We start from the raw sequence: 21,477 nt of genomic DNA, 5'->3' as shown, positions 1-21,477 counted from the left end.
AATTATTTTTGTTACAGCCAACCTGAAAAAAAAATAATAAAAAAAAGAGGCATAAACTTCTTATTGTTAAAACTAAAGATAGTATTTTTACGTTAATACTTTTATAAATACTACTTTATGAAAACAATAGTAAGAAGTTTATTGTTATTACTTTTGATTGCTTTTTCTTTGCAATCTTGTGAAGATCAGGATGATGTTGATTCTCCGGCAGACTTACAGATCAATGATTTTATCTGGAAAGGGCTGAATCAGTTTTATTTGTGGCAAGCAGATGTTCCCAATTTAGCAGATAATCGTTTCAGTACTCAGGAAGCTTTGAATTCCTTTTTAGCGGGATATGCTGAACCTGAAAATTTATTTGAAAGTTTATTGAATAAACCAAGCAGTAAATTTCCAAAAGGAGAGGCTATAGATCGTTTTAGCTGGATTGTTTCCGATTATACTGCATTAGAGCAGGAACTTCAGGGGACGACCAAAAACGACGGAATTGATTTTAGACTAAGTTATAAGCCGGGAAGTTCAACAGATCTTGTAGGTTATGTACGCTATATTATTCCAAATTCAGATGCTTCAACCAAAAATATAAAACGAGGGGATCTTTTTACAGGAGTGAATGGAACCCAGCTGACCGTTTCCAATTACAAACAACTTCTTTTGGATGCAGAAAGTTATACCCTGAATTTAGCACAGTTTAACGGAAATACAGTTGAAACCAATGGAAAAACTGTTTCACTGGTTAAAACGACTTTGGATGAAAATCCAATTCTGATTAATAAGGTCATTGTTTCCGGAAGCCATAAAATTGGTTATATGATGTACAATGGTTTTTATGCCAACTATGATACACAGCTAAATAGTGCTTTCGGACAATTAGCAGGACAGGGAATTACAGACTTTATTCTTGATTTAAGATATAACGGCGGAGGATCGGTTCAGACTGCGACACGTCTGGCCAGTATGATTACAGGACAATTTAAAGACCAGATTTTCGCTAAAGAAAAATGGAACGCTAAGGTTAATGCTTATTATGAAACGGAGGATGCCGAGTCCTTAAACAATAGGTTCGTAGATAATATTAACGGAACACCATTAAACAGCCTGCGTTTAAGCAAAATCTATATTCTGACAACAAGCGGTACTGCATCTGCAAGTGAATTAATTATTAACGGACTGGCTCCTTATATTACCGTAGTACAGATTGGGGATTATACGACTGGGAAAAATGTGGGATCGGTTACGTTATACGATTCAGAAACCTTTACAAAAACCAAAGTAAATCCAAATCACAAATATGCCATGCAGCCTTTGGTGCTTAAAATTGTGAATGCTGCCGGTTTCGGAGAATATACTGATGGCCTTAAGCCAACAATTACCCAATTGGAGTATGTTTCTAATCTAGGGGTTTTAGGAGATCCTTCTGAGCCGTTGCTAAATACAGCAATCTCAAATATTACCGGTGCTGCTGCCAAAAAAGTACAACAGGACAGAGGAAAGGCATTAAAAGCTTTTATAGACGCAAAAGCTATGAATGGTATCCGAAATCAAATGTATGTTGATAAAGCTCCGGAAGGACTTTTAAGAGCATTAAAATAAAGAGTAAAAACTAAAAAGGCTTTCAGAAATGAAAGCCTTTTTTACATATAAAATTATCCAAAAAACTAATTCTATAAAAATTATTTTATAACGATTCTTTTCGTTGTTTTTTATCATCAATGGTTATTTCGAAGAAGTAAATCCCGGGATTTAAATCAGAAACCTGAACTTCATTGTATTGTGCTTCAGGAAGCTTTTTTCTAATATTACCGCCCATATCATAAATCAAAATACTGCTTTGCTGATCTGTATCCAGATAAACAACGTCAGAAGTTGGATTTGGATATACTGTTACAGAAGCCAGATCGAAATTTTTAGCGCTCAACAACGTTTTCTGATTGATTACCCCAACTGCATTCAGATCAAAACCCCCCGTTGGATAAGGAGTAGAGTAGGGATCATTTACAATATTTCCAAAACTGTCATGAGAAGCGTATAACGGATTGATGGTTCCGATAACGTCAATTACCCGTACATGAGTGATGTTGTTTTTATCTAATAAGGCATTATTAGGAACGTCAGACAAATCGAATGGAGTTCCGAAATTCACACGATATTTTCCCGCTAAGTTGTTGATATATCTGCAGTCAACAGCTCCGAATCCACCAATTTGAGTGGTAGTCTGAGTCTGACTGTGCGACGGGAATCTGAAAAAGTTAACGCCGTTTGAGCTCACTTCCACAAAAGCCAGTTCCAGGAACGTATCTGAGAATCCGTTTTCAAAAACGGCAAAATCAAATCCGGGACCATTTGCAATCGGCACCCCAAAAGTTAAAGTTGCGCTTCCACCGTCACCTAAACAAACAACGCCTGTACTTGTTCCGCCTAATGCAGCAGTCGGATCGCCAGTCGAAGCCAAAGGACCCGTTGGGTTAGCAATATCCTGCGGCCCTCTTACCACATTAATTCCGGTTGCCCAGCCTTTAAAAACAGTACTGCTTTTTGCTATGGCAGTACTTCCTGCCTGTCCCGCTGCCGGAGCATACGACTGCGCTTCGACTAACGAAGTGGTTAATAATAAAGTAAAAAGTAATTTTCGTATCATAATGGTTTAGTTTAAAAAAATACCCTTATAAAATTATAAGGGTATCCTGGTTAGTAGTATTAGTTGTTTGAGTAAAAACCGTTTGGCCCAACACCAACAGTCAAAGTTTTTAGTACAGCTCCGGTTGAAGAATATACAGTAACAGTTCCGTCTGATGTAAATGCATTTGCGTCTCCTGAATATATTTTTCCATCAATAACACCAAAACCGTAGAAAGTTGACCAGCTGTTGTCCTTAACAGAGAATAAAGCTGTATCACTGAAACCGGTAGCAGCCAGATTAATTGCGTAAACACCAGTTCCTTTTGTATAGTAGATTTTATCTCCCTCAATATCCATATTCAGCGCATTCGTTAAAGTAGTAGATTCGAAAGATGTTGCAACATCAGTAGAAGTGTTAATTTTAAATAATTTACTTTTGGTTTTATTTCCGCACAATACATATACGTTTCCGTTTTTTTCTTCGATAGAGTTTACTCCGTCTTCAACAGGAATAGTTTTAGAAACAGTATTGGTAGCAGTATTGATTACTGTAACTTCATTTCCACTTCCGAAAGATCCATTTGTTACATATAATTTCCCGTTTGCAGCTATAATTTTTTCAGCCGTTTTGTTTAGGGGAATTGATATGATAAAAGCATATGTTTTTGCATCATAAACCGTTACAGCATTGGAAATAGCATTTGTAACATATAGTTTGTCATTTAAAACCACACTGTAACGTGGATTTTCTAATTTTGCAGTAATGGTGGCCAGACTTTTAAACGTATAACGGTTTACCACTTCAACTTCATTGGAATTATTGACTACAATAAAAGCCTTATCTCCGCTAAAGGTCATGGACTGCGCTACATCACCTAACACAATTGAGGGATTTACAAGCTTGAAAATATCGTTTTGGAAAGTAGTTAAATCATTTGAAACATAGGAAACAGAAGCATTTGGATTTCCAAAATTTCCTTCATTTAAAATGAATACGCCATTTTCATAGGCACCTAACGGAACTTCAACTTCGGGAGTGTCATCGTCACTACTACAAGAAGCAAATAAAAATGCTGAGGCAATAATTCCTAAATAAAGATTTTTTAATTTCATGTTTTAATAATTAAGGTTTAAATAAATAGTTAAATTCCGCCCGGGCATAAAACGGCTCGGCAGCGCTTCATATTTTTCATTCCACAAATTGGCAGTTTTAATACCAATTTTGAAAGTGTTCTTTTTACTGAAATTATAATCAGCTCCAATATTTGAAACATTATAAGCGTCCAGAATATATTTTGGGTTATTGTCGGAAGTGGTAAATATTTCTCCGGTATATATGATCTGATAATAAGCGGAGAACTTCTTAAAATAGTAAGACAGCGATCCTGTCAGTTTATGATAGGGAACATAAAAAAGCTGTTTGTCTGTCCTGTCATCTAATGAAACGGTGTAGCCATAAGTTCCGCTAAAGTCAAACGTATGTTTGTTGAAGTTTTTCTTCCATCCTAAAAGCGCTTCAGCACCATAGATGGTAACCTTATCGGTATTAACAGGTGACCAGTTTCCGGTATTGTTGGGCAGCCATCGAATCATATCGGTAATTTTCATGCCGTAACCCGTGAGGGTCAGTCTGAAATCTTTGTAGCTAAACTGATTTCCTATTTCTGCCTGATAAGAACTCTCCGGTTTTAAATCCGGATTGCCACTGCCTTCCCAATATAAATCGTTGAAAGTAGGAACTCTGTAGTTTCTCGATACATTGAATTTTAACTGATAAAAATCTGAGAAATTATAGCGCGAACCAACAGAAAAAAGAACCGGACTTTTATAAACATCCGAAACCTCTTTTCTGGCGCTCATTTCATAATTCCATTTTTCGGTAAGATTGTGTTTCCACAAAAGGCTTGCACCGCCAATTTCGCGGCTGCTTCGGCCAATTCCGGAGCCAATTCCGTCATTTTTGGTATAATCTAAAATGGTACTGATTTTGATTTTTGAAGACAACTCGTAATCAATATCATATTTCCCGATAAAACTTTTAACGCCTCCCGAAGTAAATCCGTCCCTGTTGATATCTTCAAAATAATTATAATGTTCGGTAATGTAAGCCAGTCTCAGATTGGAAGCGAATTTGCTGAAAGAGCTGCTCCATGTTAGTAAATTTCGGGTATTGTAATCCTGATATTTTGTTTTGGTGGCATTGGGAGAGGTTAACGAAAAATGACGTTCGCCATCGTATATCTCGCTGTAAAATTTAATACTGTTTTTGGCATTGATTTTAAAACCCACTGCAGCATCAAGTGTATTGTTGTAATATTGGCCATTAAGGTTATGGGCATCCTGACCCACAAATTTAAAATCATTATCAGAACTGTTTCGGGTAAAACTGGCATCAAAACTCCATTTTTTTGTCGCAGCCGTAATGCCATAAACCGCACTTAAAGTATTGAACTCACCATAATAAACCTGAAAGTCATTTTTGAAAGTATCCGTAAACTTCAGGTCATTGTTTAAGTGAATGGTTCCTCCAATGGCACCGCTCCCGTAAACCACACTTCCGCCTCCGGCTTTCACATCAATGGAATTAAAACCGCGCGTCGAAATTGTATTGAAATCAGTCTGTCCTAAAAGTTGGGAATTAATGTTGATACCATTCCAGACCACTACAGTCTGTTGTGAAGTAGTTCCTCTGAAAGAAGGCGACGAAGTCATTCCGAGGCCATTTTCCTTAAAATAAATAACCGTATTATAATTTAAAAGAGAAGTCAGGGAAGGCTGGTTTCTATTGATGATCGAATCGCTCAGCCTTTGAACGGACTGTGTATTCGAGAAATTTTTAAGATTGGAATCCGATACCACAACTTCTTTCAGTTTGGTAATAGAATCGTTTTGCGCCAAAAGAATCTGACACAACAAAAGCAGGCAAAAAGCGAAACGTTTTTTTAAAGTCATAATTTCTACACTCTTTTTCCCGAGAGTTCGATATTTGTTATAAAGGCAGGTCTCCTGGCTTGCGTCCTGTTGTTTACCTTCCCACCCGCCGGAGCGAGCAGTGGTTTTGTAGTTAACAACAAGCGTTCTTTACGAACTTAGCTTACAGTTGCGGGTACAGCTCAGGATTTTACCTGATTCCCTTTTAATGTGTCTGGTATATTCCAGCACAACCTTAAATTTCGTGCAAAGATAGCGTTAAAATTATTGAATATTCAAATTTGTTTTACTTTTTGAATTAAATTCTAAACAAATCAAAGTTTACAGCTATTTTGATGACTTGTCCAAAATCAACTTTGTTCTGAAAAGCATCTTTTAAAGGCAGTGAAGTCTGATGACAAAGGATGCTTCTGATGACACCGGCATGTGCAATAATAATGAGTGGTGTGTCTGTTTTTTTTGAAAGCTGCTCCGCTAAAAAAGTACCGACCCGTTCATGCAATGCAACAAAAGATTCTCCATTTGAAACACTGATATTTACAAAATCCTCCATCCACGGATTAAGCTGTTCCGAGGGAATCGTATTCCAGTTTTTCATTTCCCAGTCACCAAAATTCATTTCCATTAATCGACTGTCTTCGTGGTACGATAGGGTTTTGATCTGATTTCGAATGTGTTTTGCTAAAATAGTACAGCGCTGCAAAGGGCTGGAAAAAAGAATAGCTTCCGAAGGTAATTGGTCTGTTATATTTTTGAAAATAGTGTCATAGGGTTCAGCCAGGCAAACATCAGACTGTCCGTAACAAATTCCTTTTTCGCAGGTGGTCTCCGTGTGACGAACTAAAAAAACTTCCATACCAAAAGAATACTTAAATAATAAATGACCTCACAAACCTGCTGGGTAGCACCGAGACAATCTCCTGTATAACCGTCAATCCATTTTTGGAAATAACGGGCCAGAAAATAACGCGTGATAAAAACCGGAAGCAGAACCAAAAGGATCTGATATTTAAAATACGAAAGCGCAAACAAAGGTACTAATCCGAAGAAAAAAGCGCCCAGAACTTCTTTCCAGGTATTGCTTTTTGCAATTGGTTTACTTTTGCTGGAAGCGTCGTCCCTTGAATATTCATGTGTAAAAATAATACTGATGGCTGCCAGTCGACTCAAAGCATGAGCCGAAACAAACAACAGGAAAATGGGCAAAACAGAAAACCGATCGCCGGTTGGAAAAAGCAAAACAGCATCGGAAAGCAGTTTAAATTTCAACAAAAAAAGCAAAACCAAACCAATGGCCCCATAAGCGCCAATAGCACTGTCTTTCATGATCATCAGAATTTTTTCTTTGGTCCAGCCTCCGCCAAAACCATCACAGACATCTGCAAACCCATCTTCATGAAAAGCACCGGTTGTAAGTATAGAAACAATAATTGCTAAAATAACCGCGATTTCTGCTGACAGAAAAAGAAAGAAAATATAAAAAGCCAAAAAAGAAATGCTTCCGACAATCCAACCAATTAGCGGAAAGTATCGCGTCGCTTTATTTAAGTAATCCGGATTGTGATCAATGTTTTTCGGACATGGAATTCTGGTGTAAAACATTAAAGCGGTAAAAAAAATATGTAGTTCTTTTTTCATTGTAAGTATGGGTAATTTATTTGGCTAAAGCCAGTTTGATTGTCAATAAATTTCCAACATCTAAAGATGTTCGCTATTGAATTATGGATTGTGTATAGATTTTATTTTATTGATTTGTTGTTTTTAATAGCCCCCAGATTTATCTGGGGGGTTACTGATTTGCAATGAGAACGGCTTTAGCCAAATTTTCATGTACATTACTTTTTTCATTGAAAATATAGGTAAGTTTATTTGGCTAAAGCCAGTTTGATTGTCAATAAATTTCCAACATCTAAAGATGTTGGCTATTGAATTATGGATTGTGTATCGATTTTATTTTATTGATTTGTTGTTTTTAATAGCCCCCAGATTTATCTGGGGGTTACTGATTTACAATGAGACGGCTTTAGCCAAATTTTCATGTACATTACTTTTTTCATTGAAAATATAGGTAAGTTTATTTGGCTAAAGCCAGCTTGATTGTCAATAAATTTCCAACATCTAAAGATGTTGGCTATTGAATTATGGATTGTGTATAGATTTTATTTTATTGATTTGTTGTTTTTAATAGCCCCCAGATTTATCTGGGGTTACTGATTTACAATGAGACGGCTTTAGCCAAATTTTATTTAGCCCAATCTTTTTGAAACCCAAATTTGCTAATAATTTCATCATATTCTTCCTGAAAAGTTTTTTTCTTATGATGGGTTTCCTGATTTTTAATATAATCTCTCACTTTGTCAATTAAAGATTCAGAAACGGAAACGGCAAAATATTCATCCTGCCATTCAAATTTGTTCTTAGTCAATTTATTTTTATTAATCCAAAATGAGGATTCCCCCTTGATTAATTGTATTATTTTTTGAATATTTTGATCTGCCCCCAGTGAAATAATACAATGGCAATGATCTGAATAACCATTAATATGATCTATATAGATTCCTTTTTCTTTTGCATTTTCTTTGATATGATTCTAGACTTTTTGCCGTAATTCAAAAGAATCTAAATATGGAAATCTGTTTTTTGTACTCCAGACAAAATGGATATAAATTTTTATTAATGGCATATAGATATAAATATAAAACTGCGACTTAAAACTCCCTACTTCCGACTAACCCCGGCATTTTCAAAAGTAGCCATTTCATTCAAAAAAGCTTCCGCAGATTTCAAGATAGGGAAAGCAATAGCACAGCCAGTCCCTTCGCCGAGACGCAAATCTAAATTTAAAATGGGTTTTGCCCCTAAATAATTTAATAATTTCTGATGTGCATTTTCTGCTGAAACATGACAAAAAACGGCATTCTCATTAATATTTGGATTCATTTTGGAAGCAATTAAAAAAGCTACACTGCAGATAAAACCATCCACGAGAATCAACATGTTGTGATCGTAAGCCGTTAGCATTCCGCCAGCCATTTGCATGATTTCAAAGCCTCCAAAATAAGCCAGCTGCTCTGCTAATAAGGCTTGGCCCGAATAGTTTTCAATAGCCTTTTGGAGAATATTTTGTTTCTGAAGTAACTTTTCATCTTCAACTCCTGTTCCTTTTCCGACGCATTCTTCGATGGGGAAACCGGTAAGCAGACTCATTAAAACAGCAGCCGTTGAGGTATTTCCAATTCCCATTTCACCAAAACCAATACAATTTGAACCGGTCTTGGCAATATCATCAACGATTGATTTCCCTTTTTCAAAACAGAGTTCCAGTTCTGTCTCGCTCATAGCGGGAACATGCAGGAAAGATTGTGTTCCTTTTGCAATTTTGGCAGGAATCAATTTGGCATTGGTCGGAAAGTCATAATTCACACCGGAATCTACAATCGATAACGCAATATTATTCTGATTGCAGAAAACATTTATGGCCGCGCCGCCTTCCAGAAAATTATGTACCATTTGGCGGGTAACATCCTGCGGATAAGCACTGACGCCATGATTCGCAATGCCGTGATCTGCAGCAAAAACCACAATATTCGGATTTTTTATTTTTGGATTTAAAGTTTCAAAAACATTTCCCAACTGGAAAGCCAAATCTTCTAAAATGCCTAAAGCGCCAACAGGTTTGGTTTTGGAATCGATTTTGTCCTGCAAAAGCTGTCTGAAAGCCGTTTTGTTTTTATTCGTAACCTGAGAATTGAACTGAAAGTTCGGAACTTCCTCTTTCACAATAGTTTTGATTTCCGTACAGTCCGGCGCCTCCGATTTCTGCTTCCAGTTTAATTGCTGCAGCATCGGCTGATTGTCGTAATTGGTGGCCGGTTTCCCGATACAGAAATAACCAAGAGGTTCCATATTTTCCGGCAAGTGGATTATTTTTTTAAACTGATAATAATTCAAAATCGAGACCCAGCCCATTCCGTAACCCTGTTCCGTGAGCGAAAGCCAGATGTTTTGCGCAGCGCAAACCGAACTGAATTTAACGGCTTCATTACTGCCAACGGTGCCAATCGTAAACTGATTTAAAACCGATCTGTCGTAAGCAATGATCAGTCCGATGGGAGCTTCTTCAATAGCTTCCAGTTTCAGGGATTGGTACTGTTCTTTTTGTTCCGGATTGTCGGTCAGTCCGGCTGCTTTTGTATTATAATCTGAAAACAAATTTTTAACAGCACTTTTAACTTCCGGCGATTTAATAATATAATATTTCGTAGCATCCGTCAGTCCAACAGAAGGTGCCCAGTGACCGGCCTGTAAAGCTTTTTGTATCACTTCTTCAGGAACTTCATCGGCAGTAAAATGTCGGGTATCACGGCGTGATTTTAATATATCATCTAAATAACTCATATATTAATTTTCAATGTTCAATTTTTAAATTCCAAATTCCAAAAAGGAATCACAAGATAAAGTATGAACCTGGAATTTGGAATTTAAAAATTTGGAATTTTTTTTAAGTTTTGGAATTTTTTCCTTTTATAGTAACTGGAATTCCGGAAACCATCAACACCACCTCATCCGCTTTTGCTGCCAGAAACTGATTCATCCAGCCCTGTAGTTCGGTGAATTTTCTACCGATATGAGTTTCAGCATGAACGCCCATTCCAATCTCATTGGTCACAATGATCAGGGCGGTATGGGGTTGTTTTGCTATTTTTTCAAATTCAGCTTTGGCCTCTTCCAGCGATAAGGAAACATCATTTTTAGTATCGACAAAAAAGTTGGTCAGCCACAGCGTCACACAATCGATTAAAGCTGCTTTTCCGGTGAAATCAATCTCGCTTAAATATTTTTCTTTTTCAATATTCGTCCAGCGTTCGTCCCGTTCCTGCTGATGCCTGTCGATTCTGTTCTGGAAATCCGAATCCCATTTTCGGGCCGTTGCCACATACAGCGGGGCATCAGAAAGTTGTAAAGCCAGGTTCTGGGCATAACTGCTTTTGCCGGATCGTTCACCGCCGGTAATTAGATAGATCATTTTGGAGTATGAATTATAAATTTTACAATGATAACTGGGGCGTTCCCTCCGGTCGGGCTATCCACTTTATCTTTTATTTTTTAAAGAAAAAAACAAAAGGATGCCGTTCCTATCCCTAACGCAAAGACGAATGTATGAATTTATAAGGCACCAAAAATAATTTAATACGGGCAATGCCTGCACTTGTTGCCGCAACAGCTTCCTCTTTTTAAGTGAAACCAGGCTTTAAAAACATATTTTTCGTCTTCAAGGTAATAATCAATTCCTTCGATTAATTGTTCTGTTTTTGGTAAAGCCGCAGCTTTGTTACGAAGGGCTTTTTCGGGGGTCAGGGTTTCAATATAGGCATCTATTTTATCTTCACATGCTTCTTTAAAACAAACCGGACAAAGACAGTCACCACCTTCAGAAAGATTAAAAATAGGAGGGTAGTCATTACACCAGCATTTGTTTTCAACAGAAATATCTCCGCAGCTGAAAGAAGAGTCACAGCTTAAGCAAACTTTTGTTTTTGTGGTATTCATGTGAGTAAAAATAATATTTGTTTAATTTTGTAAGAATAAAAGTAAACAAAAAAAATAGAAATTGGTTTACCTTTGCCATCATTGAAATGTAATTATGAATTTGTACTACTTCGAAATCACATCTGTTCAGAAGGAATTACAAATACCATACCCTAAAAACTATATAACCTAAAGATGAAACATTTATTACCTAAATTTATTTTTCTTTTTTCTTTCCTGCTCCTTACCGGATGTAAAAAAAATGAAGATACGGCATCCGTTAAAACGGAAACTTCAAAAAATAGTATCGAGTATGCTTCCGGGCTTTCTATTGTGAAACATGAGGGATATTCGGTGGTAACGGTTTTAAATCCATGGCCAAATGCCAATAAAAAATTCACTTATATCCTAAAAGAAAAAGAAGCTAAAGTTCCCGACAGCTTACAATCTTATACCACTATAAAGGTGCCTTTGGAATCTGTGGTAGTGACTTCTACAACCAACATTCCGTTTTTGGAAATGCTGGAAGTCGAAAACAAACTCATTGGTTTTCCACATACAGATTATGTTTCTTCAGAGAAAACAAGAGCGCTGATTGATAAAGGTGCTGTCAAAAATGTGGGTCAGAATGAAAAATTAAATATCGAACAGCTTATAGAATTGTCACCGGACCTTATTGTTACGTTTGGGGTAGACAACAACAACCCGATGTTGGACAATTTAAAGAAAAGCGGCTTAAATGTTTTTATCCAGGCCGACTGGATGGAGCAGTCCCCGCTGGGAAAAGCAGAATGGATTAAGCTTTACGGGGCCTTATTTGGCAAGGAAGATAAAGCAAAAGAATTGTTTTACAAGATTGTTTTAAGCTACACTCAGGCAAAGAAATTAGCAGCAGATCAAAAAGCCACTTCTACGGTTTTGTACGGATCGATGTATGAAGATATCTGGTATGTTGCCAAAGGAAACAGCTGGGTAGCTCAGTTTATGAAGGATTCGCAGGCCAATTATTTATGGGCAGATCTGAAAGGAACCGGAAGCGAAGGACTGTCATTTGAAAAAGTATTGGTCAAAGCCAAGACGGCTAATTTCTGGATCGCGGCAGGATCCTTTAAAACGCTCGACGAGTTTGGGAAAATAAATCCGCATTATACACAGTTTGATGCTTTCAAAAATAAAAACGTTTATACTTTTGAAAGTCAGTTTGGGGCAACGGGAGGAATAATTTATTATGAGCTGGCACCAAGCCGCCCCGATTTAGTTTTAAAAGATTATATCAAAATTTTTCATCCTGATCTGTTACCGGGCTATGAATTAACTTTTGCATCCAAATTAAAATAATCAGCTTGATTCCTAAAAAACGCAATATAATCCTGTTTTTTATACTGGCTTTGGCACTGCTGTTCATGTTTTTTCTTGACATTAGTCTAGGGTCCGTTACCATTCCCTTCAAAGAAGTATATACCAGCCTGACGGGTGGAACAGCCAGTAAATCAACCTGGGAATACATCATCATTAACTATCGCCTGCCGAAAGCCATTACGGCTGTTTTGGTAGGTGTAGGATTGTCTGTTAGCGGTTTGCTGATGCAGACTTTATTTCGGAATCCACTGGCTGGCCCGGACGTTTTGGGTTTGAGTTCAGGAGCTATTTTAGCGGTAGCTGTAGTGATTCTGGGTGCCGGTTTTCTACCGCCATTTCTAAACACAATTTTAGTATCTGCATACGGAATTGTACTGGCCTCAACGTTAGGAAGTATCTCCGTTTTGCTGTTGGTGTTAGTAGTAGCACAAAAACTGAGAAACACAATGGCAATTTTAATCGTCGGACTTATGTTTGGCAGTTTTACCAGTGCTATTGTCGGGGTTCTGACTTCTTTTAGTTCCGCAGAGCAGTTGCAGAAATTTACTTTTTGGTCATTAGGCAGTCTTGGAAATCTTTCCTGGACCTCAATTTGCATTTTGGCAGTTTGTGTGGGTCTGGGTCTTCTTCTAAGTGCGGGCAGCATCAAACCGCTGAATGCGCTGCTTTTGGGGGAAAATTATGCTAAAAGCATGGGACTGAATTATAAGAGAGCCAGATTAATCATCATATTTGCCACCAGTATTCTGGCGGGAAGCATCACGGCTTTTGCCGGTCCGATTGCTTTTATTGGTTTGGCAGTGCCCCATATTGCAAAACTTACTTTTCAGACCAGTAATCATGTCGTTTTATATTGGAGCACGTTTTTTTATGGCGGAATTATCATGCTGTTTTGCGATATTGCTTCACAGTTACCGAGCCTCGAAACAACATTGCCTATCAATGCGATTACGTCGCTGATTGGGGCTCCTGTTGTGGTCTATTTATTACTGAAAAAAAGAAATTTCCAATAACAAAAGAATATCAGCACCTTAAAAAATAATGAAAACAATTCTATCTACTTCAGATTTAAGTATTGGCTACAAGTCCGGGAAAGCAACTGTGACTATTGCCCAAAAGCTAAATTTAAATCTCAGGGCAGGAAAACTCATTTCGCTGATAGGAGCAAACGGAATAGGGAAATCGACTTTATTAAGAACCATAACAGGGATTCAGCAGCCTTTAGCGGGAACCGTTTTTCTGAATGGTAAAAATATAAATACCTACAAACCTTTGGCTTTAGCACAAAACTTAAGCCTGGTGCTGACTGAAAAACTTCCGCCCAGTAATTTGACTGTTTTCGAATTAGTGGCCTTGGGTCGCCAGCCCTACACGAACTGGATTGGTACTTTAACGCCCGAAGATATTACAAAGGTAAATGAGGCTTTGGCACTGACGCAAATCAGCGATCTGGCGCTTAAAAAACATTTTGAGATCAGCGACGGACAATTGCAAAAAGTTTTAATCGCAAGAGCGCTGTCGCAGGATACACCGTTGATCATCCTCGATGAACCGACGACCCATCTTGATTTGCTGCATAAAGTCTCCCTTTTCAAATTATTGAAAAAGCTCACCCAGGAAACTCAAAAGTGTATTGTTTTTTCGACTCACGATATTGATCTGGCGATACAATTGAGCGATGAAATGATTATCATGACGCCTGATGTAATTGTTCAGGATGAACCTTGTAATTTAATTTCAAACGGAAGTTTTGCTACTTTGTTCAAAGACGAACATATCGTTTTTGATGCAGAGAAAGGAAAGTTTATTATTACTTAGATTTTTTTTCAGGAGCTAATCCTGCTGTCCACTATATCTTTTGTGGTGAACCCCACCACAAAAGGATGCCGTTCCCATCAGGGCTAGATAGGGGCTCAGTTTTTGTAAGAACAGTACTAGTTTAAAAGTACCTAATATTATTAAATCTCATTACCATTCAATAATTGATACCGGACTACACCTTTAATCCAATTTGTCTTTTAGCTTCACCCACCACAAAAGCAACAGAATTCGCAATATTAAAACTTCGGATTAATTTTGACATCGGAATCGTTAAATGATTTTCAAAACGGGCCAGAACTTCTTGGCTTAAACCCACACTTTCTTTTCCGAAAACCAGCCAGTCTCCATCCTGAAATTCATTATGCAGGTACGATTTCTCGGCATGCGAACTCATCAGAAAAACACGTGACGGATCCGGAATTTGCCTGATCCATTCTTCAAGATTGGCATACTCGGTAACATCAAGGTGTACCCAGTAATCCAAACCGGAACGTTTCAGGTTTTTATCATTAATTACAAATCCAAAAGGGTGAATTAAGTGCAGGCGACTTTCTGTACCGACACACAATCTTCCGATGTTTCCGGTATTATTCGGAATTTCAGGTTCTACAAGAACTACGTTCAGCATTGGTTTTTGAGTTATGAGTTATGAGTTATGAGTTATGAGTTTTGAGTTATGATTTATGGGGTATGACTTATTAGTTGTGAGTTATTGGTTATAAGTTCAGAATTCTAAAAATTATCTAATTATCTAATCGGGTAATTATCAAACTATCTAATTATCTAATTATCAAATTGTCTAATTATCAAATTATCAAATTATCAAATTATCAAATTGCCTCATGATCTAATTTAAAAAAATCCTCAACTTCCAGAACATCTCCGGCTTTTAAGTTTTGCAAATATACATTTCCTATGCGAACGCGAACCAATCGTAAAGTCGGAAAACCAACGGCAGCGGTCATTTTTCGCACCTGACGGAATTTACCTTCATTTACCGTTATGGAAGCCCATGAAGTTGGCCCATGGCGTTCGTCCCTTATTTTTTTTGCTCTTGGTCCAAAGTCCGGAATTTCCGTCACGATAAAAGCTTTGCAGGGTCTTGTGATGTATTTACCGCCATCAAAACCGATTTCGACACCTTGTTGCAGTTGTTCGATAGCTTCAGCGGTGATTACACCATCGACCTGCACGTAATATTCCTTATCGACTTTTTTGCTTCTGATCTGTTCACTTACTTTTCCGTCGGTGGTCAGTAAGAGCAAGCCCTCAGAATCTTCATCTAAACGGCCGATAGCCATTGTGCCTTCCGGGAAATTATACAATTCGCCAAGAAGCTTTTTCTTTCTTTTTAATTCATAAATAAACTGGCTGAGATAGCCATAAGGTTTAAAAAGAATGAAGTGTTGGTGCATGTCTTATTTTTCTGCAAAGATAGTTTTGTTTGATTATAATTGAAAGAAGAACGTTTTATTATGCAAAAGCTATGTTAAAGCATTTAGTTTTTTGTCATAGAATTCGTAATATTAGGATACGAATTTTAAAAAATAAAAATATGGAAACTAATGATTTAGGCTCTAAAAAAATAAACGGAGTACAAAAAACCAGCGATGAACTGAAAGGTAAAAATGTCTCCCACGATGATAAACCGGACGATACAAAACTGCAGAAAGAAGTAGTAACTGACGCAGACGGCAACAAAGAAGTGGTAGAGAGAGCAAGAAATGAAAATGAAAAGATAAATAAAGTTCCGGATCAGACTGATAGCGAAAATTCAAACCGTGGCGTTTCTACAGAAGAAGAGGCGAAAAAAACGGTTGAAAACAAAGACAGGAATTCTGATGTAACGCCAAATCGTTATCCTAATTCTGATCCCGACAATCATAAAGACAGAGGCAATATGAAATTGGATGAATAGTAAATGTTTTAATGACTTTGGCCTTTTTTTTCTTAAATAACATTTGATTGGCAAACAGCGTTAATGTTATTTTAAAGTCCTGTTTTAAACGGGTCATCCCTGCGGATCTTCGTAAATTGTAGTATTAATTAAAATACAAGATTATGGCACTTTTAGAAAACAAAGTGGCTTTTGTATCGGGAGCAGGTTCAGGAATTGGGCGTGCTGTTGCAGAAGCCTATGCTCGGGAAGGAGCAAAAGTTATTATTTCAGACATAAATACAGAACACGGTCAGGAAACCGTAAAAATTATAAAGGATAGTGGTGGAGAAGCATTTTTCATCAAAGGAGATTCTTCAAGTGCAAGTGACAATAAGAGGCTGGTAGAGGAAACGGTTGCAAAATACGGGCGATTGGACATTGCGTGTAATAATGCGGGAATGGGCGGTCCGGCCAAACCAACAGGAGAATACGAGCCGGAGTCCTGGGATCGCGTTATTGCGCTCAACCTTAGTGGTGTTTTTTACGCCTGTCGTTATCAATTAGAACAAATTGAAAAAAACGGCGGTGGAAGCATTGTTAATATTGCATCCATCCACGGTCAGGTCGCCGCTCCGAATAGTGTGGCTTACACCGCATCAAAACATGGAGTTGTCGGACTGACCAAAAATATTGCCGCAGAGTATGCTCAGAAAAATATTCGCTGCAATGCCGTTGGCCCGGGTTATATTGAAACGGCATTGTTAAAAGATAATTTAGATAGTAGTGCAATGACAGCAATTGCAGCAAAAGCACCCATGAATCGTTTGGGAACTGCCGAGGAAATTGCAGAACTGGTTTTGTTTTTAAGTTCCGAAAAATCTTCATTTACCACAGGAAGTTATATCATTGCCGACGGAGGTTATACCGCGGTTTAGTTGTATTTCCAACTATAGAATTAAAAGACCTTCTACTTTCAGAGGGTCTTTTTTTGTTTATTTTCATATAATAAAAATAATTATCTAAAGTTATTTCTTATAAATTACTATCTTGTAGGTAAATTTTTCGAATAATGTATAATGCTGTCAAAGCCTGTAATTGCTGACAATAATGGAATAGATGAGTTAATAATTTCCTTTTTGTTGCCAGATGTTTACCGGTTTGGGTACAATATGTTTAAGATTTTACAATATTCCGTTAATATTAAAGACTATAAATTTGATTTCTAAAAACCCCTATTTTCAAACGTATGAAAAACATTTACTCTTTACGTAACGTAATCGCTTTTTTTAGCTTTTTTTGTTGCTTTTCGATGAGTCTTGTGGCACAGACCATGCCAACAGCTCAAAGTTTGCCTTACACGCAGGATTTTTCTTTTGCTGCAACAGTAGTAGCCTATCCGGCAGGTTTTCAGGGCTGGACTGTGTCGACATCAAATCCATCAGGGACAAGTCAATTTGCTACAGCTGCTACTATGGTTGCCGACAGACCTTTGGTTGCGAGCAGCAATGCTTCTACCAGTAGTGGTAATTTTCATAATTACGATGGAAAGATCGGATTCCTGAATACAGGTTCTCTTGATCTGGCTATCGGATTGGCTTTCTCAACAATTGGTCAGACAGCGATTCAGATTAAATATGATGCGATGACCATTCGTAATCCGTATGATATACCGCCAGCGACCAATAATACCCGTATAAATGAAATGGTTTTGCAATATCGTATTGGAACAACTGCCGCTTTCGTTTCTTTATTGCCAACGGCTTATGTTAACAATGATGTAAAACAAATCACAGCGGTTACTACGCCGCAGAATGTAAAAACAATCAAAGTAACATTACCCGCAGAATGCGAAAACCAGCCTGTTGTGCAAATCAGATGGATTTCCAAACAAAATTCAGGCGGAGGCTCACGTCCTTCTTTTGCGATTGATAACATAGATATAAGAAGTGATAACACAGCTCCGGTAAATGTGGCAGGTTATCCACAGGCCAGTACGATATTGTCGGACAGTTTTGATTTCTCTAATAAAGTAGATGAGGCTGCCAAAACATATTATGTATTAGTGCCATCAGGAAGTGCAGAACCAACTGCTGCCCAGATAAAATCCGGTCTTGACGCCACTGGAACTGCTGCGTTACAATCCGGATTTCTGGACATTACAGATCCTTCCCAGATATATGTGAAAACTTTTAGTGGTTTGACTCTTAATACTTCGTACTCTGTTTTTTCTATTTCGGAGGATAATTACGGGAACATTCAGTCCACGGTAAATAAAGTAGATGTGACCACCTCAAGTGTTGTAATCCCGTCTTTATCCACGACAACAACTGCACTGGATCTGGGATTTTCTGAGGCAAATTATGATTCGGAAACGTTATCTTATCAGATTCAGGGAAGCAATCTTACGAATGATGTTGTAGTTACTGCGGGAGCTAATTTTTCAATTTCCAAAGACAATACCAACTTTCAATCTTCGCTAACTTATAACCTGTCTGATTTTGCGGGTAATGCAACACCAACCGTTTATGTAAAGTTCACTCCAAATGCAACAGGCATTTTTTCAGGTCAGATTACACATGAATCAACCGGTGCAGCAACTAAAACGGTTACGCTGTCAGGAAGAGGAATTAATCCGTATGTACAGGGCTTTAACGATCCCAGTGTTTTTACAAACAGTGGCTGGACTCAGTATAATGTATCGGGTCCCATTAATAAATGGTCGACTACTACCGTTGCAAGAAATGTGAATTCCGGAACCGGTGCGGTTCTTATGAATGGTTTTTCAGATACCGGAGCAAGCAAGGATTGGTTAATATCACCAAGATTACGTCTGGATAATTTTAATCAGTTTCCTTTATTGTCTTTCTACACCCGTAAGTTTTATGCGGGGCCGGGTTTGAAATTATTGGTTTCTGTTGATTATGACGGGAAAAGCAGTCCTGAAACGGCAACATGGACAGAAATAAATGGTAATTTTCCAACAGCAACAGGAACTTATGTACCCTCACAGTATATCAATTTGGGGGCTTATAAAACAAGTCATACATATCTCGCCTGGGTTTATGAAACTACCGCCGGAGGAACCAATAATGCTTCAGAATGGTCTTTTGATGATTATGCTGTTACTAATGAAACCGGGTATGTTGATTCAAATCCTGTTTTGGATTTTGGAGACGTTAGCCCTAACGCGATATCGGCCGGTAAACCGTTTGATTTTAAAGCAGATGGCTACGGGGATATTACCATTACGGCTCCTGCTGATTATCAGGTTTCGTCAGACAATATTTTATTTCAATCCGCTATTGTTGTAAGTGCTGCAGACGCCGTCGCAGGTAAAACGCTCTATGCAAGATTTACACCGTCAGTAAAAGCGCTTACTATTTCAGGTATATTAACAGTAACCGGGACGGGGCTAAACAAGCAAATAGGAGCTTTAACCGGTTCATCTTTACCAAAAGCAGATACTTTTGATGTTGTAACCTATAATCTGGAGTTTTTCGGTACCGACGTAAAAGATAAAAGCGGAACTGAATTCGGGCCAACTGATGATGCCTTACAAATAGACAATGTTGCCAAAGTAATGAATAAGCTCAATGCCGATGTATATGTCGTACAGGAAGTTTCCGATGATCCTTCTATAGATGCGCTGATCCAGAAAATAAATATAAACGGAAAAACATTCGACAAAACAATTTCCACTTCCTGGTCTTATTCTTTTAATGATCCGGAAGCTAATTTTCCACCTCAGAAACTGGTAGTGCTGTATAACACACAAACTACTACTGTAAAAAGTACGGAAGTGTTGTTTAAGGATTTATATGATGCTGTTCGTAACGGAACGACAATTTTACCGGGCTATCCCGGAACAGAAACTCCGCAGGTTAATGACGATAGTTTTTTCTCTTCAGGACGCTTGCCTTATTTGGTTAAGATTGAAACTAATATTGGAGGGATCAAAAAAGAAATTAACCTGATTGATATTCACGCGCGTGCCAACAGTGGGAGCGATATGCTTAAATACAACCAGCGTAAATACGATGCCGAATATTTAAAAGACGCTTTAGATGCCAATTATCCAAATTCGAATTTTATGATTTTGGGCGATTTTAACGATGATGTAAAAATATCAGTTGTGGGACCAACTATTCCTTCTTCTTATCAGAAAATAGTAGAAGATACAGACCGTTACAATGCATTGACCTTAGGAATCAGCCAGGCAGGAGCCTATAGTTTTTTAAGTTCCGGAGGATTTTTGGATCATATTGTGATTTCGAATGAACTGACAGACCAGTACATTCCGAACTCAATTGCAGTATACGATCCACGCGCGGATATTTCAGGTTATACCACTAACACTTCAGATCACGGACCCGTAATCGCCCGTTTCGAATTCAAAGCCGATAATTTATCTACAACAGATTTTGAAAATAAAAACGGATATTTTGTTCAGGCCTATCCGAATCCGGCATCAGATGTTGTAAACGTTACAGTGAAAACAGCGCATGATAAAAACCTGAAATTAAGAATTTACGATATATCAGGCCGTTTAGTAATGAGTCCGATTGAAATAAAAGGAACTCAGGAAAAAAGTAATTCAGTGATTCCTGTCGGTAACCTTAAAAGCGGAGTTTATCTTTATACTTTGACTGAAAATAATAAGGTGATTTACACCAGTAAAATTATTAAGAAATAAAGCTTTTTTTATTTTTAAAACAACAAAGGCAGCTCAATCGAGCTGCCTTTGTTTATTATTTTAGACTTTTAATCATGCTCCAGTAAACGTTTTACATGATTTAAATCTGTAGAGGAATTGAGCTGAATTTCATAAAAATAATCCAATTGCCACTGCTGTGTTTTCTGAGCCTGTTTGCTTTTGGTTTCATCCCAGGGCGGATAAACCCTTGTGGCTCGTATCCCTTCTTTGGCGTCAGTAGAAAATATCCCTTTCGCCAATAAAACTGATTTTGGGAAAATAAACTGCCCGAACAATTCTTGTTTTCTGACGCTTATTATAATGTAATCAATAGCATCTGAAGCATCAAAAGGTTCAATAGTCTTTGAGGATTGATTGCGTTTCCATAAGGTCACAAACTGACCTGTTTTTGTGGGTGTAATTTTGGCTTCCCGATAGCAAATATTCTTACCGTTCAATTGAAAACGATATGCGCTGTATTCCGCACTTTCTGCTTCAGGATGAGGTTGGCTACATTTCAGATCTAACAGATCATAAACCAATTCCCTGGCCAGAAGTAGGTCCGGCGGAATGTAATTTGGATTATTCAAATTGTTTTTAATGCTCATTCTTAGGAAGTTATTTTTGTTGCTGTTTTTTTGAAAAT

At 37.8% G+C, this 21,477-nt stretch carries 18 protein-coding genes, 1 pseudogene and 1 riboswitch; of the genes and pseudogenes, 7 read left to right on the top strand and 12 right to left on the bottom strand.

The window, feature by feature from the left end; genetic code table 11:
- Window positions 1-117 precede the first annotated feature (117 nt).
- Entirely contained in the window at window positions 118-1,593 is a 1,476-nt protein-coding gene (locus D0817_RS18350; protein ID WP_127339820.1) for a GFO_1087 family putative carboxy terminal peptidase, read from the top strand.
- A gap of 85 nt (window positions 1,594-1,678) precedes the next feature.
- Here D0817_RS18350 and D0817_RS18345 read toward each other — a convergent pair whose 3' ends face one another.
- The 9 genes and pseudogenes from D0817_RS18345 to D0817_RS18305 all read right to left on the bottom strand — a co-directional run bounded on the left by D0817_RS18345 (window position 1,679) and on the right by D0817_RS18305 (window position 11,100).
- Window positions 1,679-2,638: a T9SS type A sorting domain-containing protein gene (locus tag D0817_RS18345; RefSeq protein ID WP_127339819.1), complete on the bottom strand. Its 960-nt coding sequence runs from the start codon at window positions 2,636-2,638 to the stop codon at window positions 1,679-1,681.
- A gap of 59 nt (window positions 2,639-2,697) precedes the next feature.
- Window positions 2,698-3,732 (bottom strand): DUF5074 domain-containing protein, encoded by a 1,035-nt coding sequence (locus tag D0817_RS18340; protein WP_127339818.1) that lies wholly within the window; start codon window positions 3,730-3,732, stop codon window positions 2,698-2,700.
- A gap of 3 nt (window positions 3,733-3,735) precedes the next feature.
- Complete coding sequence (locus tag D0817_RS18335; protein WP_127339817.1) at window positions 3,736-5,571, bottom strand: TonB-dependent receptor plug domain-containing protein; 1,836 nt, start codon at window positions 5,569-5,571, stop codon at window positions 3,736-3,738.
- Window positions 5,572-5,598: 27 nt separating this feature from the next.
- A riboswitch (cobalamin riboswitch) is annotated at window positions 5,599-5,803 on the bottom strand.
- Between the two features lie 45 nt (window positions 5,804-5,848).
- Entirely contained in the window at window positions 5,849-6,406 is a 558-nt protein-coding gene (cobC, locus tag D0817_RS18330) for an alpha-ribazole phosphatase (protein ID WP_127339816.1), read from the bottom strand.
- Complete coding sequence (locus D0817_RS18325; protein WP_127339815.1) at window positions 6,391-7,188, bottom strand: adenosylcobinamide-GDP ribazoletransferase; 798 nt, start codon at window positions 7,186-7,188, stop codon at window positions 6,391-6,393. The genes cobC and D0817_RS18325 overlap by 16 nt, the downstream gene beginning before the upstream one ends.
- A gap of 604 nt (window positions 7,189-7,792) precedes the next feature.
- A pseudogene (tnpA, locus tag D0817_RS18320) lies at window positions 7,793-8,233 on the bottom strand (IS200/IS605 family transposase).
- A gap of 35 nt (window positions 8,234-8,268) precedes the next feature.
- A complete protein-coding gene (gene cobT, locus D0817_RS18315) occupies window positions 8,269-9,948 on the bottom strand; it encodes a nicotinate-nucleotide--dimethylbenzimidazole phosphoribosyltransferase (RefSeq protein ID WP_127339814.1) in 1,680 nt (559 codons plus the stop codon).
- A gap of 103 nt (window positions 9,949-10,051) precedes the next feature.
- Window positions 10,052-10,576 carry a bifunctional adenosylcobinamide kinase/adenosylcobinamide-phosphate guanylyltransferase gene (cobU, locus tag D0817_RS18310; protein ID WP_127339813.1) on the bottom strand — a complete coding sequence of 175 codons (525 nt, stop codon included), beginning with the start codon at window positions 10,574-10,576 and terminating at the stop codon, window positions 10,052-10,054.
- A 161-nt stretch (window positions 10,577-10,737) separates the two neighbouring features.
- Entirely contained in the window at window positions 10,738-11,100 is a 363-nt protein-coding gene (locus D0817_RS18305) for a C1orf53 family protein (protein WP_127339812.1), read from the bottom strand.
- A 174-nt stretch (window positions 11,101-11,274) separates the two neighbouring features.
- On the opposite strand from D0817_RS18305, the gene D0817_RS18300 reads away from it, so the two are divergent.
- From D0817_RS18300 to D0817_RS18290, 3 genes are read left to right on the top strand one after another with little or no spacing between them, the layout of a single operon-like run.
- Window positions 11,275-12,417 (top strand): ABC transporter substrate-binding protein, encoded by a 1,143-nt coding sequence (locus D0817_RS18300; protein ID WP_127339811.1) that lies wholly within the window; start codon window positions 11,275-11,277, stop codon window positions 12,415-12,417.
- A 5-nt stretch (window positions 12,418-12,422) separates the two neighbouring features.
- Window positions 12,423-13,451: an iron chelate uptake ABC transporter family permease subunit gene (locus D0817_RS18295; RefSeq protein ID WP_438590674.1), complete on the top strand. Its 1,029-nt coding sequence runs from the start codon at window positions 12,423-12,425 to the stop codon at window positions 13,449-13,451.
- Window positions 13,452-13,479: 28 nt separating this feature from the next.
- Entirely contained in the window at window positions 13,480-14,256 is a 777-nt protein-coding gene (locus D0817_RS18290) for an ABC transporter ATP-binding protein (protein WP_127339810.1), read from the top strand.
- 175 nt (window positions 14,257-14,431) lie between these two features.
- On the opposite strand, the gene D0817_RS18285 is transcribed toward D0817_RS18290, so the two are convergent.
- Together D0817_RS18285 and D0817_RS18280 are read right to left on the bottom strand one after the other, a co-directional pair.
- Window positions 14,432-14,887 carry a tRNA (cytidine(34)-2'-O)-methyltransferase gene (locus tag D0817_RS18285; protein WP_127339809.1) on the bottom strand — a complete coding sequence of 152 codons (456 nt, stop codon included), beginning with the start codon at window positions 14,885-14,887 and terminating at the stop codon, window positions 14,432-14,434.
- A 202-nt stretch (window positions 14,888-15,089) separates the two neighbouring features.
- Window positions 15,090-15,674: a pseudouridine synthase gene (locus D0817_RS18280; protein WP_127339808.1), complete on the bottom strand. Its 585-nt coding sequence runs from the start codon at window positions 15,672-15,674 to the stop codon at window positions 15,090-15,092.
- A gap of 140 nt (window positions 15,675-15,814) precedes the next feature.
- Between D0817_RS18280 and D0817_RS18275 the strand changes: the two genes are divergently transcribed.
- From D0817_RS18275 to D0817_RS18265, 3 genes are all read left to right on the top strand, one after another.
- Window positions 15,815-16,177: a hypothetical protein gene (locus D0817_RS18275; protein ID WP_127339807.1), complete on the top strand. Its 363-nt coding sequence runs from the start codon at window positions 15,815-15,817 to the stop codon at window positions 16,175-16,177.
- 143 nt (window positions 16,178-16,320) lie between these two features.
- Window positions 16,321-17,073, top strand: a complete 753-nt coding sequence (locus D0817_RS18270) for an SDR family NAD(P)-dependent oxidoreductase (RefSeq protein WP_127339806.1) — start codon at window positions 16,321-16,323, stop codon at window positions 17,071-17,073.
- A 311-nt stretch (window positions 17,074-17,384) separates the two neighbouring features.
- The gene (locus D0817_RS18265) at window positions 17,385-20,831 is read left to right on the top strand and encodes a T9SS type A sorting domain-containing protein (protein WP_127339805.1); all 3,447 of its coding nucleotides are present in this window, start codon (window positions 17,385-17,387) and stop codon (window positions 20,829-20,831) included.
- A gap of 68 nt (window positions 20,832-20,899) precedes the next feature.
- Here the strand turns inward: D0817_RS18265 and D0817_RS18260 are convergent, their stop codons facing one another.
- Window positions 20,900-21,439 carry a MepB family protein gene (locus D0817_RS18260; RefSeq protein ID WP_127339804.1) on the bottom strand — a complete coding sequence of 180 codons (540 nt, stop codon included), beginning with the start codon at window positions 21,437-21,439 and terminating at the stop codon, window positions 20,900-20,902.
- Window positions 21,440-21,477 lie beyond the last annotated feature (38 nt).

The organism is Flavobacterium cupreum (assembly GCF_003996965.1).
GTDB classification, from domain to species: domain Bacteria; phylum Bacteroidota; class Bacteroidia; order Flavobacteriales; family Flavobacteriaceae; genus Flavobacterium; species Flavobacterium cupreum.
This window is presented reverse-complemented; position numbering and strand designations above follow the sequence as displayed.